This is a genomic window from Kocuria sp. cx-455, from assembly GCF_057707085.1.
The window spans coordinates 1-14,710 of record NZ_JBYIPM010000003.1 but is presented as its reverse complement, the minus strand read 5'-3'; the positions used below and the strand labels follow the sequence as shown (position 1 = coordinate 14,710).

The 14,710-nt window shown below is 66.2% G+C and carries 13 protein-coding genes; 6 read left to right on the top strand and 7 right to left on the bottom strand.

Going from position 1 to position 14,710, the window contains the following annotated elements; translation table 11 throughout:
- Window positions 1-7: 7 nt before the first annotated feature.
- Window positions 8-1,270: a glycosyltransferase gene (locus AC3ENJ_RS05535; RefSeq protein WP_431813357.1), complete on the bottom strand. Its 1,263-nt coding sequence runs from the start codon at window positions 1,268-1,270 to the stop codon at window positions 8-10.
- A gap of 91 nt (window positions 1,271-1,361) precedes the next feature.
- On the opposite strand from AC3ENJ_RS05535, the gene alr reads away from it, so the two are divergent.
- The 4 genes from alr to tsaD are packed head-to-tail and all read left to right on the top strand — an operon-like array spanning window position 1,362 to window position 5,699.
- A complete protein-coding gene (gene alr / locus AC3ENJ_RS05530) occupies window positions 1,362-3,374 on the top strand; it encodes an alanine racemase (RefSeq protein WP_431813356.1) in 2,013 nt (670 codons plus the stop codon).
- Between the two features lie 39 nt (window positions 3,375-3,413).
- On the top strand, window positions 3,414-4,094 hold the full coding sequence (gene tsaB, locus AC3ENJ_RS05525; RefSeq protein ID WP_190781398.1) for a tRNA (adenosine(37)-N6)-threonylcarbamoyltransferase complex dimerization subunit type 1 TsaB: 681 nt from the start codon (window positions 3,414-3,416) through the stop codon (window positions 4,092-4,094).
- Window positions 4,091-4,633, top strand: a complete 543-nt coding sequence (gene rimI / locus AC3ENJ_RS05520; RefSeq protein ID WP_431813355.1) for a ribosomal protein S18-alanine N-acetyltransferase — start codon at window positions 4,091-4,093, stop codon at window positions 4,631-4,633. Before tsaB ends, rimI begins: the two co-directional genes overlap by 4 nt.
- Entirely contained in the window at window positions 4,620-5,699 is a 1,080-nt protein-coding gene (tsaD, locus tag AC3ENJ_RS05515) for a tRNA (adenosine(37)-N6)-threonylcarbamoyltransferase complex transferase subunit TsaD (protein WP_431813354.1), read from the top strand. Before rimI ends, tsaD begins: the two co-directional genes overlap by 14 nt.
- A 4-nt stretch (window positions 5,700-5,703) precedes the next feature.
- Here tsaD and AC3ENJ_RS05510 read toward each other — a convergent pair whose 3' ends face one another.
- The 6 genes from AC3ENJ_RS05510 to AC3ENJ_RS05485 form a co-directional block, all read right to left on the bottom strand.
- A complete protein-coding gene (locus AC3ENJ_RS05510) occupies window positions 5,704-6,849 on the bottom strand; it encodes a glutamate--cysteine ligase (protein WP_190781400.1) in 1,146 nt (381 codons plus the stop codon).
- Between the two features lie 95 nt (window positions 6,850-6,944).
- On the bottom strand, window positions 6,945-8,207 hold the full coding sequence (locus tag AC3ENJ_RS05505; protein WP_431813353.1) for a THUMP-like domain-containing protein: 1,263 nt from the start codon (window positions 8,205-8,207) through the stop codon (window positions 6,945-6,947).
- A gap of 31 nt (window positions 8,208-8,238) precedes the next feature.
- Window positions 8,239-8,997, bottom strand: coding sequence for an iron ABC transporter ATP-binding protein (locus tag AC3ENJ_RS05500; RefSeq protein ID WP_190781401.1), 759 nt, complete (start codon window positions 8,995-8,997; stop codon window positions 8,239-8,241).
- Entirely contained in the window at window positions 8,994-10,016 is a 1,023-nt protein-coding gene (locus AC3ENJ_RS05495) for an iron chelate uptake ABC transporter family permease subunit (protein ID WP_498957839.1), read from the bottom strand. Before AC3ENJ_RS05495 ends, AC3ENJ_RS05500 begins: the two co-directional genes overlap by 4 nt.
- On the bottom strand, window positions 10,016-11,128 hold the full coding sequence (locus AC3ENJ_RS05490) for an ABC transporter permease (protein WP_320414963.1): 1,113 nt from the start codon (window positions 11,126-11,128) through the stop codon (window positions 10,016-10,018). Before AC3ENJ_RS05490 ends, AC3ENJ_RS05495 begins: the two co-directional genes overlap by 1 nt.
- Complete coding sequence (locus tag AC3ENJ_RS05485; protein WP_190781403.1) at window positions 11,125-12,090, bottom strand: siderophore ABC transporter substrate-binding protein; 966 nt, start codon at window positions 12,088-12,090, stop codon at window positions 11,125-11,127. Before AC3ENJ_RS05485 ends, AC3ENJ_RS05490 begins: the two co-directional genes overlap by 4 nt.
- 418 nt (window positions 12,091-12,508) lie before the next feature.
- On the opposite strand from AC3ENJ_RS05485, the gene groES reads away from it, so the two are divergent.
- Together groES and groL are read left to right on the top strand one after the other, a co-directional pair.
- On the top strand, window positions 12,509-12,805 hold the full coding sequence (groES, locus tag AC3ENJ_RS05480) for a co-chaperone GroES (RefSeq protein ID WP_095798825.1): 297 nt from the start codon (window positions 12,509-12,511) through the stop codon (window positions 12,803-12,805).
- A gap of 107 nt (window positions 12,806-12,912) precedes the next feature.
- Window positions 12,913-14,511 (top strand): chaperonin GroEL, encoded by a 1,599-nt coding sequence (gene groL / locus AC3ENJ_RS05475; RefSeq protein WP_431813351.1) that lies wholly within the window; start codon window positions 12,913-12,915, stop codon window positions 14,509-14,511.
- Window positions 14,512-14,710 lie beyond the last annotated feature (199 nt).

Below are 14,710 nucleotides of genomic sequence, written 5' to 3'. Positions count from 1 at the left end.
CTCGAGTCTAGGTGGTTACGCGCTCGCCTGCGCAGCGCATGTAAGCCACCTCATGTTGGGCGGCCGCGTGATCCCATGTGAGTTCGCGCGCACGTTCCGCGGCGGCCCGGGACATGGCTCGCCAGTGTTCGGGGTTCGATGCCGCTCGGTACAGTGCTTCCGCCCACAGCTGAGGGGTGCGCCCCGGCACCAACCACCCGGTCCGGTGGTCCTGCACCGCGTAGCGCAGTCCGTCCACATTCGTGGCCAGCACCGGGGTTCCGCACGCCTGGGCTTCCAGGGCCACCAGTCCAAAGGTCTCGGACGAGGACGGCATGGCCACCGCGTCCGCGGAGCGCATGAGCTCGGCAAGCTCGGCGGCCGGCATGGAGCCCCGGAACTGCACGGCGTCCGCCACGCCGTGGTCCTGCGTCAGCCGGTGCAATTCGGCCAAGAACTCCGGGGAACCCGCGCCCGCCAGAATCAGGTGCACCGCGGACTCCGGATGCGTCCTGCGCAACAGCCCCAGGGCGGCCACCAGAACCTGCGGTCCCTTGAGGGGTTGCATGCGGCCGGCGCACAACACCGTGAACGGCGGTGCTCCGACGCGGTCGGATTGCGCGGCGCGGTGGGGGTGCGGGGCGGTTTTCACCACGGGATAAAAGACCGCCGGGTCCACCCCCGGAGGGATCACGCGAATCCGCTCGCGGGGTGCGCCGTAGAGCTCCACCATGTGATCGGCCTCGGCCGGGGTGTTGACCACCAGGGTGCACGAGGTGGCCACCACCTCCTGCTCCGCCCGCTCGCGGGCCACCGGTTCCGGGTTCTCGCCGGGACCGGCCCGGAGGTTCTTCACCGCGGCGGACGTGTGCAGCGTCAACATCAACGGGATGTTGAGCTGTGCACGGATCTTGCGGCCCGCAACCGCGGACAGCCAGTAGTGGGCATGGACCAGGAGGGGGACGGCGTCGTCGTGGTAGAAGGCGGCGAGGGCGCGGCCGAACGCGAGCGCGAACGCGGGGAGGCGCTGCTTGGGAGCGGTGGCGGCACCGGGAACAGCGACGGCCAGCAGACGGGGGCCGTCCGGCAGCTGGTTCACGCTGACACCGGCAGGGTGGGACGGATCGCGGTCCAAGGTGGCCATGTCCACCGCCCAGCCACGCCGGGACAGTGAGCGGGCCAGGTGCAGCACGTACACGTTCATCCCACCGGCGTCCCCGGAGCCGGGTTGGTCCACGGGCGAGGTGTGCATACTAACGAGCAGCACGCGCGGCGGGGTCTGTTGAGGCACGCGACCAGCCTAACGGGAACCGTCGGACAGCAGGGCGACGAACGTGCGATGCTGTGCACGGCACGAGCGCGGAGAAGGCACAATGGAGGACGTGAGCGTAACAACGTCGTGGCAGTCCGAGGAACCCAGCGAGCGCAGCGCGGTCATCGACCTCTCCGCCGTGTGGCACAACGTGGTCCGATTAACACAGTTGGCCCGCGGGCGGAAGCTGATTGCCGTGGTCAAGGCGGACGGCTACGGCCACGGCGCACCCGAGGTGGCCCGCACGGCGCTGTCCGCCGGCGCGGACCTGTTGGGCACGGCGCACGTGAGTGAGGCGCTCGCACTGCGTTACGCCGGGATCGCTGCGCCCGTGCTGTCGTGGCTGCACACCACCAGCACCGACTTCGTGGGCGCTCTCGACCACGATATTTCCTTGGGTATCAGCGGCTGGGAGCTCCACGCCGTACTGGACGCCGCCCGCGAGACGGCCAAGACGGCCACGTTGCACCTGAAGATCGACACCGGACTGGGCCGTAACGGCTCCACCGCGGCGCAGTGGCCGGACCTCGTGGAACGCGTGGTGGCCGCACAGGATCAGGGCCTGGTGGAGGTGGAGGGCATCTTCACGCACCTGTCGGTCGCGGACGAGCCCGCTCGCGGCGACGAGACCATGGAACAGCTCAACGCGTTGACGGACGCGGTGCGGATCGCACGCCGGGCAGGTTTGAAGCCGGCCATGATCCACGCCGCCAACACCCCGGCGCTGTTGTCCGCGGATCAGCTCGAGGACCCCGACTACATCCTGCGCGACGCCGTGCGCGTGGGCCTGGGCATCTACGGACTGAGCCCGTTCGAGGACCGGACGCCCAAGGATTTCGGCCTGATTCCCGCCATGACCCTGCGCACACGCGTGGCCAACGTCAAGGCCGTGCCCACCGGACACGGAGTGTCCTACGGCCTGACCTACCGCACCGAAACCCCCACGCACCTTGCGCTCATTCCCCTGGGGTACGCCGACGGCGTTCCCCGCGTTGCAACCGGAGCTCCCGTCCACATCGGGGGCAGGGTCTACCCCGTAGTGGGTCGGATCGCGATGGACCAGTGCGTGATCGACCTGGCGCAGGGAACGACGGTGACGCCGGAAGGCATCCCCGCGGGTACCCCGTTGGTGGATGAAGCGGTGGATCCCATGGTGCACATCGGGGACGAAGCCGTGCTGTTCGGGGCCGGTGATTACCCCTCCGCCACCGACTGGGCCGATGCGAGCGGGAGCATCAACTACGAGATCGTCACGCGGGTGTCCCCGCGGGTGCCGCGTGAGTATACGAGCCACAGCCACCTGACCCTGGGGGACGTCACCGTGTCCCGCAGCGCGAGTGCGCTGGCCGCGCACAGCCTGCCGCAGGATCCGCGGCCCACTCGCGTTTCGTCGGGGGAGTCCTACACCCAGCCGAATTGGACCCTGACCCGTTACCCGGCTTCCGCCGAGGAAACCCAGCTGATTGCGCAGAAACTTGCCGGGCATCTGAAGGCCGGGGACCTTCTCATGCTCAACGGCGAACTGGGCGCGGGTAAGACCACGTTCACGCAGGGTCTCGGGGCCGGATTGGGGGTGCGGGAGGGCATCATCTCTCCCACGTTCGTGCTGTCCCGACAGCACCCGAACCTGCCGGGCGGGTCGAACCCCGGCGGGCCGGATCTGGTGCACGTGGACGCGTACCGCCTGGACACCGCCGCGGACATCGACAACATCGACCTGGAGGACACCGTGGAATCCAGCGTGACCGTGGTCGAGTGGGGTACGGGCAAGGTGGAACACCTGAGCGAGTCCCGCCTGGTGATCGACATCGTGCGACCGCGGGGAGCGGTGGGAGCGCCGTCGGCGGCTTTCACCCTGGACTACCAGGTCAATCAGGCTGCGAGCGACACCGAGAAGGCTGAGACCCAAACTGCTGGAACCGAGCGCGCCGGGGCCGCGACGATCGAGCCAGGCGCGGACATTTCCAAGGCGCTCGAGGCCCTCAACGAAGAATGGGACGAGGACGAGCAGGACACGGACGAGCCGCGCACCATCATCATGCGTGGCTACGGGCCCCGCTGGTCCGACCGACTGGACCTCTGAGCCCCCGGCTCCCCGAGCGGCGGGGCTTAGACTGTTCGGGTGCTTGTGCTGAGTCTGGATTCGTCGTCCATCGCGTCCGCGGCGCTGACCCGTAACGGGGAGGTGCTGGCGGAATTCGCCACCCGGGACACCCGCTCCCACGCCGAAGCGCTCGCCCCGGCCGTCTACAACCTGCTGGGTCAGGCGGGCATTGAGCCGCCCCAGCTGAAAGCCATTCTCGTGGGCACCGGACCCGGTCCCTTCACCGGCCTCCGCGCCGGCCTGGTGAGCGCCCGCACCTTCGGCTTCGCGTGGCAGCTGCCCGTGTACGGCATGTGCTCCCTCGATGCCTTGGCCCACCGTGCGGCGCAGGACGCGGCGGAAGGTACCGAGTTCCTGGTCGCCACCGATGCTCGCCGCAAGGAGCTGTACTGGGGCCGGTACATGACGCACGAGGACGGGCACGGCCGCTTCGCGCGACCAGTGGGCGGCCCGCAGGTCACCGCCCCCGACCAGCTCCCCGCACTACCGGTTCACGGCTACGGCGCTGGACTCCACGCCGCACAACTGCCGAACTTGGTGACCGACTCCGCCGAGTGGCAACCCACCGCCGCGGACCTGTCCCGAGCCGCGTGGGCGCGGCAGGAGCGTGGCATCGAGCTGAGCACCGACACCTCCCCGCTCTACCTGCGTGAATCCGATGCCAAGGTGGCCGTCCACCGCAAGAAGGCACTGCGGTGACCGGACATCAACCCGCCGGCGCGGCGGCGTCGTCGTTGCCGGAAGGCTACGCCCTGCGCCCCATGCAGCCCGCGGACCTGGAGCGGGTCCACGCGCTAGAGACCGAGCTGTTCCCGGGCGACGCGTGGCCGCGCCACATGTTCGACGAGGAACTGGCCCACCCCACCCGGCAGTACTGGGTGCTCACGCATGAGCAGGAGATCGTGGGGTATGCGGGCATGATGTGCATCCCGCCGGTCGCGGACGTCCAGACCATTGCCGTGGCCGCCGGGCACGAGGGCAAGGGGCTCGGAGGCGCGCTGCTGCGCACGCTGCACGAGGCCGCACGCCACGCCCGAGGCACCGAAATTCTGCTGGAGGTGCGCTCAACCAACCACCGGGCGCAAACGCTGTACAGGCGCTTCGGTTACGAACACATCCACACCCGCCCCGGCTACTACGGGGACGGACATGACGCGCTGATCATGCGCTGCGAGCTGGCCCCGGCCGGGCCGACGCGGCGCAGCGCGGACGGAAGGACCATCCATGGCAACCGCTAAACCGCTCGTGCTGGGCATCGAATCCTCGTGCGACGAAACGGGCGTGGGCATTGTGCGCGGCACCGAACTGCTGACCAACACCGTGTCCTCGTCCATGGCCGAACACGCGCGCTTCGGTGGTGTGATCCCCGAGATCGCCTCCCGCGCCCACCTCGAGGCCTTCGTGCCCACACTGCAGACCGCCCTCGCCGACGCCGACGTCACGCTGGACGAGGTCGACGCCCTTGCCGTGACCTCCGGGCCGGGTCTGGCCGGGGCGCTCATGGTGGGCGTGGCCGCGGCCAAGGCGCTCGCGGTCGCCACGGGCAAACCGCTGTACGCCATCAACCACCTGGTGGCGCACGTGAGCGTGGGACTGCTGGACGAACGGGGGAAGCTCCCCGAAAATCTGGGCGCGCTGCTCGTCTCCGGCGGCCACACGGAAATTCTCTCCGTCCCGGACATCACGGGTGACGTCCGCCTGCTGGGTGCAACCATCGACGACGCCGCCGGCGAGGCCTACGACAAGGTCGCCCGCCTACTCGGGCTGGGTTATCCCGGGGGACCGGCCATCGACAAGGCCGCCCGGAACGGTGACCCCGCCGCGTTCCGCTTCCCCCGAGGGCTGACCGCGGGCAAGTACATGGGCTCGGCGGAGAAACCGGGCTCGCACCGCTATGACATGTCCTTCTCAGGGCTCAAGACCGCGGTGGCGCGGGTGGTGGAGACGTTCGAGGCCTCCGGGCAGCCGGTACCGGTCGCCGATGTCGCCGCGTCCTTCCAGGAATCCGTGGTGGATGTGATCTCCCGCAAGACCGCGCTCGCGTGCACCGAGAACTCGATCGACACGCTGCTGATGGGCGGCGGAGTGGCCGCGAATTCGCGGCTGCGTGCCCTGGTGATCGAGCGCTGCCGTGCCCGGGGGATCGAGGTGATCGTGCCGCCGCTGAACCTGTGCACCGACAACGGGGCCATGGTGGCCGCACTCGGGGCGCGGCTGGTGGCCGAGGGTCGCGCCGCGACCGGCATCGTGTTCACCGCCGATCCGGGGTTGCCGGTGTCCACGGTCTCGATGGGAACGGTGTAACCGCTCAGAACGAGGTGCGGTTGCGTTCCACGATGTCCAGGACCACGGCGCGCAGGTCACCGTTGTGCTCCTTGGCCACGCGGTGCTGGCGTTGGTATCCGGCGCCGTTGCGGATGATGTCTTCCACGCGCGCCAACTCGGTGCCGCAGCCAAGGTCTGAAGCAATGGGCTCCAGCTGATTGAGCAACCCGGTGAGGTCTTCTGTGACCGGGCGCTCCTCGTTCTGTGCGTTCTGAATGATGATCGCGTCCAAGCCGTAACGGGCCGCACGCCACTTGTTCTCCTGGTGGTGCCACGGCGGCATGGTGGGAACCGTCCCACCGTTGTCCAGCGTGCGGGAGAACGACTCCACCAGGCACTGGGTCAGAGCGGTCAACGCGCTCACATCGTGGAGGGTGGAGGGCCCATCGCACACGCGCATTTCCACGGTGCCGAAGCGCGGTACGGGGCGGATGTCCCAGCGGTTCTCCGATTCGTCCTCGATCACACCCGTGGTGAGTAGATCCTGGACGTAGGACTCGTACTCGTCCCAGGCCGAGAACCGGAACGGCAGTCCCGCGGTGGGTAGCTGTTGGAAGACCTGCGAGCGGTGGGATGCGTAGCCGGTGTCGTGGCCGCACCAGTACGGCGAATTGGCCGAGAGCGCCAATAGGTGCGGGTAATAGTTCAACAGACCCTCGAGGACGGGCAGCGCCTTGTTCTTGTGGTCGACACCCACGTGCACGTGCAGTCCGTAAATCACTAGTTGGCGGCCCCAGTACTGCGCGCGGTCCACCACCTTGTAGTAGCGCTCCTTGTCCACCACGGGCTGGTCCTCCCACTCTGAGAACGGGTGGGTGCCGGCGGCGAAGATCTCCAGGCCCTCGGGGTCTGCGGCCTTGCGGATCTCGTCCGACGTCAGCTTCAGGTGCGCCATCGCCTCTTCCACGCTGTGGCACACCCCCGTGACCATTTCCACGGTGTTCTGCAGGAACTCGCCGGTCACGCGCGGGTGGTTGCCGTCCTCGCCCATGTCGGGGTTGGCCGCAATGACGGCTTCGAGGACTTCCTGACCGCGCGGCTCGAGCTCGCCGGTCTCACGGTCGACCAGGGCGATCTCCCACTCGACGCCCAGCGAAGAGCGGTCGGACGAGGCGAAATCAATGTGCACGGCAGTGGTCCTCTCATGGGTGCACCGGGAATGTGCCGCGGTCCATGAACGAGACCGGGAGTTGTTCACCGGTCCCGCACTGCTGCGCGGGTACTTCAGTGTACGGGTTCAACGACCAGCACCACGCGACGTTCGCTTCCGCTGTGCTGCAAACGTGTCATCACCAAAGTGGCTCGTTCGGTGCCGCGCGGTGCCAGCTGTTTCCTGAGCTGTTCCGGGGTGACGTCCGTTCCCCGCTTCTTGATGTTCAGGATCCCCACGTTGTGATCCCGCACCCATTTCTTCAGGGCTTTCACGTTGTGGGCCAGCACCTCGCGCACGCGGTACGCGGTCGCGAGCGGGCTCTCGTGGAGTTCGTCCCCGGACAAATACGCGATCGCCGGGTGGACCAGGTGCGCGTCCAAGGCCCGCGCCAGATCCGTGACGAGACCGGCGCGGATCACGGCGCCGTCCGGCTCGTAGAAGTACTCACCCACCTCACCCAGCAGTTGCCCTTCGGGCGCGGGGGATTGCCAGCTCTCGGAGGTCAGTTCAGCCGCGGTCGCGGTGCCGTCCGCCTGCGAGCCCAGGACCAGGGCCGCGCGGGCCACCTCCGGGCGGCGCACCGCGTTGAACCAGAGCACCACTTCCACCACATCGCCGTGATCGGAGACCCACTGGGCTTCAGCGCCGCCGGGAATGTGCTCGTGGGGGATGCCCGGGCCCAGTTTGACGCCCACCGCCAGACCTTCCCCGGCCAAGCCCGTCACGAAGGACAGGGGCGGCGAGAACGCCTCGGGATCGAACACGCGCCGGGTGCGCCCCGAACCGGTGACCCTGCGTGCGGGATCCAGCCAGACGCCGTCGGGCGCGCCTTGGTCGAGACCGGCCAGATCCAGGGTTTCGACGTCGCCGCAGAGCACGGTCGTGCGGGGCCACCCCGTGAGGTTCACGGTGGCCACCGCCGCGGTCAGCTCATCCTTGTCCACGGCGGTCACGGTGCGGTCCAGGGCGGCCAGGGCCAGGGAGTCCGCGCCGATACCGCAGCCGAGATCGGCCACGTGCGTGAGCTCCGCCTGGGCGAATCGACGGGCGTGCAGGGCGGCTACGGACCACCGGGTGGCCTGTTCGAGTCCGTTGCGGGTGAACACCATGTGATCGGCAAACTCGCCGAACTTGGCCCGCGCCTGGGTGCGCAGCTTGGACTGTGTCAGGGCAGCGGAGACCAGTTCCGGGGAGTAGCCCTCTGCTCGCAGCGATTCGGACAGCTTCAGGGAGCGCGCCGGATCGTAGGGGCCGATCGAGTCGACCAGGTGCAGACCCTGGGGCGTGAGGAGCTGGGCGAGGGCGTGCATCTCTGCATCGGCGGGGGAAGTCACGGTTCCATCACATCACGAGCTCGCCCGCGGGTCACATGTAGTACATGCCCACGTGGTGGCCGTTGATGACCTCCACACGGATGTCCATGTCGTAGATGTCCCGCAGAATGTCCGGCTGCATGATCTCCTCGGGGGTCCCCTGGCAGACCAGGGCACCCTCCTTCATGGCCAGGACGCGGTCCGAATAGCACGACGCGAAGTTGATGTCGTGGATCACCAGGATCACCGTCTTACCGAGCTCGTGGGTCATGCGCCGCAAGAGCTTCATCATTTCCACGGAGTGCTTCATGTCCAGGTTGTTGAGCGGCTCATCCAGGAGCACGTAATCGGTGTCCTGGGCGATCACCATGGCAATGAACACGCGCTGGCGCTGGCCGCCGGAAAGTTCGTCCACATAGCGGTCCTGGAACTCGTGGAGGTTCAGATAATCCAGGGCCCGGTCGATGTGTTCGGTGTCCTCGGGACGGAGCCGGCCCTTGGAATGCGGAAAACGGCCGAAGCCCACCAGATCGCGCACCGTCAGGCGCACGTTCAGTGTGTTTTCCTGGCGCAGGATGGACAACTTCTTGGCCAGTACGTCCGAGGGCGTATTGAGCACGTCGTGTTCGTCCACAAACACGGAGCCGTCATCCATGGCCACCAAGCGGGCGATCATGGACAGCGCCGTGGACTTGCCGGCCCCGTTGGCGCCAATGATTGACACCACGCCACCGGACTCGATCCGAGCCGAGACATGGTCCACCACGGTCATCTCACCATAGTTCTTGGTGAGACCGGACAGCTCGATCACTTGATGGACCCTCTCAACAGCAGGAACAAGAACAACAACCCACCGCAGAACTCAATCACAATGGACAGCGCCGTATCGAACGCGAATACACGTTCCAGGATCAATTGTCCGCCCACCAGGGCCACAACACCCAACAGCACGGAGATCGGCAGGATCCAGGCGTGTCGGAACGTACGGCACAGCGCGTACGCCAGGTTCGCGACGATCAATCCGAAGAACGTAATGGGACCCACCAGGGCGGTGCACACGCCCACGAAGATCGAGCACACGATCAGCACCGTGGTCACCGTGCGGGTGTGATTGATCCCTAGGCTGATGGAGGTGTCGCGTCCCAGGGACAACACGTCGAAGCGACGGCGCATCACGATCAGCGGAACGGTGGCGACCGCGATGATGAGCACGGAAATTCGCAGCAGCCCCAGATCCACACCGGTGAACGAGGCGAACATGGAGTCTTGGAGCACCATGAACTCGCTGGGATCCAGCAACCGCTGCAGCAGCGAGGAAATACCGCGGAACAACGTGCCGAACACGATTCCGATCAGCAACACCAGGTGCAGGGACAGGCCGGAGCCGGTGAACAGCCAGCGGTACATGATGGCCGCGAAGACCACCATGAGTCCGAGCTCCAGCATGAACAGGGGATAAGTACCCAGCTGGGTGCGACCCACCGTGCCGATCACGAAGATCAGGACCGTTTGGATGAGCATGAACAGAGAATCGAAGCCCATGATGGAGGGCGTCAGGATCCTGTTGGATGTGACCGTCTGAAACAACACGGTGGAGACACCCACGCAGAAAGCCACCAGGACCATGGTGAACACGCGATTCGCGCGGCGGGGGAGAACGTAGGCGGCATTGGAGTCGAGGCCCAGGAACAGGTACAGGCCAATGCACACGAGCGCCAGGGCGCCGATGCCGACGGTGACCACGACCGGCGACACGGAACGCACGACCAAGCGTTTGTGCTTCTGCTGAATGGCACTGGGCATGGGCAGAGCGGAGGACTTGGGGGGCATCAGGAACGAGCTCGCTTCCGCAGCAGCATGGCCAAGAAGATCGCGGCACCCACCACAGCCACCACGGTGCCCACGGGGATTTCGAACGGGAAACGGATCACACGGCCCACGATGTCGCACACGAGCACGAAGCCCGCACCGAAGATGCCCACCCATGGAACCGAGCGGCGCATGTTGTCACCGATCATCAGTGACACGATGTTGGGGACCACCAGACCCAGGAAGGGAATGGAACCGATGGTCACGACCACCACGGCGGAAATCAGAGCCACGATGGTCATGCCGAGCGCCATGATGCGCTTGTAGTTCACGCCGAGGGTCGTTGAGACATCCTGACCCATGCCCGCCACCGTGAAGCGGTCGGCGGCGATGTAGCCGATCAAGGTCAGCGCGGCCACGAGCCAGAGCAGTTCGTAGCGGCCCTTGAGCACGCCGGAGAAGTCGCCGATCATCCAGGTGTTCAGCGTTTGCAGCAGGTTGAACCGGTATGCGAAGAACGTGGTGATCGCGGCGATCACGTTGCCGAGCATGATGCCGACCAGCGGCACGAGCAGCGCATTGCGCAGCGGGATCCTTTGCAGCACGGCAAGGAACAATGCGGTACCGCCCACGGCGAAGACCGCGGCCACACCCATCTTGCCGAGCAGAGGGGCGCTCGGGATCAGCACGGTGACGGCGAGCAGGCCCAGGGACGCGGATTCCACGGTGCCCACCGTGGAAGGCTCCACAAACTTGTTGCGTGCCATTTGCTGCATGATCAGGCCGGCAACGGCCATGGCCATACCGGCCAGAACCACGGAGATGGTGCGTGGAAAGCGGGAGACCGAGAGCAAATGAAAGGACTCTTGGAGCCCGGCGGTGTCCCCGCCGGCCACCTGACGTATCAGGGTGGCCGGCGTGACATCCGCGACGCCCACGAACGTTGAGATCACCGCCAAGATGAAGACCGCGAGGGCGGCCGTCACCAGGGCACCGTTGGAGCGGAGCAACCGCCTGAAGGGCCCGGGCGTGGTGGCCCGGTCCGTGCGGTTGGTCGTTCCACGGGTTACAGCGGGTTCGGGAGCCGAACCGGTGCCGCCGGTGTTCTCGGGTGCGCGAGCGATAGTGCTCACGTCAAGCTGTCCTGAACTTCAGTGATCATCTTGGGGAAGTTGTTCAGGCCGGGTCCCACGATGTACCACGCGGAGGGATCCAGGTAGGTGACCTGGTCCTCAGCGGCGGCGGTGGTCTGGTTGACCAGGTCATTGTCCAGCACCTGCTGCGCGGCCTGACCGGATTCTCCCTGGCCCACCGCCACGTCGCGGTCGATCACGTACAGGCGGTCCGGGTTGGCCTCGGAAATGGCCTCGAAGGAAAGGGACTCACCGTGGGTGCCTTCGGACTGCACGTCACCGGCGGGCTCTAGGCCCAGGGTGTCGAAGACGATGTTGCCGAAACGCGAGCCGGGGCCGTAGGCGTTGACCTCGCCGGCATTGGTCATCAGGAACATGGCGGAACCCGCGTCCGCCGCGGCTTGCTTGGTGTCGGAGATCTGCTGATCCACCTCGGCCAGTTTGTCCTCGACCTCGGACTCCTTACCCAGGATCTGCCCGATGGTCTCGGACTGCTTCTTGAACGAACCCACCGGGTCCTTCTGGTCCATGGTCAGATCCACGGTGGGTGCGATCTCCGAGAACTGGTCGTAGAAGTCAGCCGTGCGGCCGGAAATGATGATCAGGTCCGGGTTGGCGGCGGAGATCGCTTCCATGTCCGGTTCCTTCATGCCGCCGGCATTGACGTACTTCTCGTCCTGGTACTTCTCGAACTCGTCCGGCAGGGACGCGGGCTTGGGGAGTCCGTCGACCTCTTCTCCCAGGGCCTCGAAACTGTCGATCACACCCAGGTCCATGGAAATCACGGTCTCGGGGTTCTGAGGAACCTCGGTGGTGCCCTGGACGTGTTCCACGGTCACGGTTTCATTCGACGAACTTTCCTCGGACGAGGAGTCGCCGGCGGCTTCGGTGGAGCAACCGGTGAGAGCGAGCAGGCCACCTGCGGTGAGCAGTGCCATGGCCTTGGGGCTGATGCGGTTCATTACGTTCCTCAAGTGTCAGGGAAGATGCGAGATCGGGCGGCCGCGCAAACCGGTGGCGATGCCGGGTAGGTGCGACGGCGCCGTCGCCCCCTGACCCGCGAATGCGTCGTCTTAGGATTGCCTTACCTCACAAGTTATCGGGAGCGATCTCATGTGCGCAAACTAATAGCGAACATATTGATGCCCTAAATGATTTCTCCGGCGAGTGAACGTTTGGCACTCGTCTTGACCGACTGCCAACCCAACCCTAGAGTGACTATTGGCACTCTCCGGGTGAGGGTGCTAAGGGCCAGGCGCTCAATCGGCACCGCGACGACGGTTGGCACGCCAACTGGCTCGTAGCGCATCCGCGGTCACGGGACCCCGTGAACCACCGTGGACGCTCACCGTCTCATACGCCTAAAGAAAGGGAGAGATCGTGTCGGTCTCCATCAAACCTCTCGAGGATCGCATTGTGGTCCAGCCGCTGGCCGCCGAGCAGACTACTGCTTCCGGTCTGGTCATCCCCGATACCGCCAAGGAAAAGCCCCAGGAGGGCACCGTCCTGGCTGTTGGTCCGGGCCGCGTCGACGACAAGGGCAACCGCATCCCCGTGGACGTCAAGGAGGGTGACCTGGTCATCTTCTCCAAGTACGGCGGAACCGAGGTCAAGTACAACGGCGAAGAGTACCTCGTGCTCCCGGCGCGCGACGTGCTGGCTGTCATCGAGAAGTAAATCTTCCGCAACCTTTCTGCGCGGTGCCCGCTGCGCCTACTCGTGAGTGGGTGGCGCACGGGTACCGCGTTTTCACTCTTAGTCTTCTCGCCCGATAAGGAGCACACATGCCCAAGCAGTTGGCGTTCAACGACGCCGCTCGCAAAGCCCTGGAGGCCGGCGTCAACCGGCTAGCCGACACCGTCAAGGTCACCCTTGGCCCGCGCGGGCGCAACGTTGTCCTGGACAAGAAGTGGGGCGCCCCCACAATCACCAACGACGGCGTCACCATTGCTCGCGAAGTAGAGCTGGACGACCCGTACGAGAACCTCGGTGCGCAGCTCGCCAAGGAAGTTGCCACCAAGACCAACGATGTTGCCGGTGACGGCACCACCACCGCGACCGTGCTGGCTCAGGCCCTGGTCAAGGAGGGTCTGCGCAACGTGGCCGCCGGTGCGGCGCCCAGCGAGATCAAGCGTGGCATCGAAGCCGCGGTGGAGGCCGTTTGCCAGCGCCTGCTGGACAACGCCCGCCCGGTCGAAGGCCAGGACGTGGCCCACGTGGCCGCGATTTCCGCGCAGTCCACCGAGATCGGTGAGCTGATTGCTCGCGCCTTCGAGACCGTGGGCACCGACGGTGTCATCACCATCGAGGACGGCTCCTCCACGGAGGTCGAGCTGGATGTCACCGAGGGTATGCAGTTCGACAAGGGCTACCTCTCGCCCTCCTTCATCACCGATCAGGAACGCCAGGAAGCCGTCCTCGAGGACAGCCTGGTCCTGCTCTACCAGGGCAAGATCTCCTCCGTACAGGACCTGATGCCCGTCCTGGAGAAGGTGCTGCAGGCCAAGAAGCCGCTGACGATCATCGCGGAGGACGTCGAGGGCGAAGCCCTGTCCACCCTGGTGGTCAACAAGTTGCGTGGCACCCTGGACGTCGTCGCGCTGAAGGCTCCCGGTTTCGGTGACCGCCGTAAGGCGATCATGCAGGACCTGGCCGTGCTGACCAACGGCACCGTGATCACCTCCGAGCTGGGCATCTCGCTGGACAGCGTTGACCTGACCCAGCTGGGTACCGCTCGTCGCGTGAGCGTGACGAAGAACCTGACCACCGTGGTGGACGGCGGCGGCACTGCCGAACAGGTCGCCGATCGCGTGGCCGAGATCAAGGCCGAGGTGGAGCGCACCGATTCCGAGTGGGATCGCGAAAAGCTCCAGGAACGTCTGGCTCGGCTGGCCGGAGGTATCTCCGTGGTCAAGGTGGGCGCCGCCACCGAGGTCGAACAGAAGGAACGCAAGCATCGCATCGAAGACGCCGTCTCCTCGACCCGCGCCGCCCTCGAAGAGGGCATCGTGGCCGGCGGCGGTTCCGCTCTGGTGCACGCCTCCAAGGCGCTCGACGGCGCCGATCTGGGTCTTGACGGCGACGCCGCCACGGCCGTGGGTATCGTGCGTCGCGCCCTGGTCCAGCCCCTGCGCTGGATCGCCGAGAACGCCGGACAGGACGGCTACGTGGTGGCCTCCCGTGTGGCGGACCTCGAACCGGGCCACGGCTACAACGCCGTGACCGGCGAGTACGAGAACTTGGTCTCGGCCGGCATCATCGACCCGGTCAAGGTCACGCGTTCCGCCCTGCAGAACGCCGCATCCATTGCCGCTCTGGTGCTCACCACCGAAACCCTGGTGGCAGAGAAGAAGGACGACGATGAGGATCATCACCAGCACTGACCTGCTGTGATGAAATCCACGCTGGCCGGCGGTTCGCCCCCATCACGGGCGGGCCGCCGGTTTTTCGTCATGTCTGCCCGGTACTGGCCCTCATGAGCGGTGACGATGGCTGGGCCTCGATTCTGTATGTCAACTTGCGGGGGTTAAGGTGGCAGTCATGCCCGAAACCCTTCCTCCACGGTCGAGCGCCACCCACGTT

Excerpts from the sequence above, each read along its gene's own strand:
- groL (WP_431813351.1), top strand. The coding sequence starts at position 12,913 with ATGCCCAAGCAGTTGGCGTTCAACGACGCCGCTCGCAAAGCCCTGGAG.
- AC3ENJ_RS05495 (WP_498957839.1), bottom strand. The coding sequence starts at position 10,016 with ATGCCCCCCAAGTCCTCCGCTCTGCCCATGCCCAGTGCCATTCAGCAG.
- AC3ENJ_RS05485 (WP_190781403.1), bottom strand. The coding sequence starts at position 12,090 with ATGAACCGCATCAGCCCCAAGGCCATGGCACTGCTCACCGCAGGTGGC.
- tsaD (WP_431813354.1), top strand. The coding sequence starts at position 4,620 with ATGGCAACCGCTAAACCGCTCGTGCTGGGCATCGAATCCTCGTGCGAC.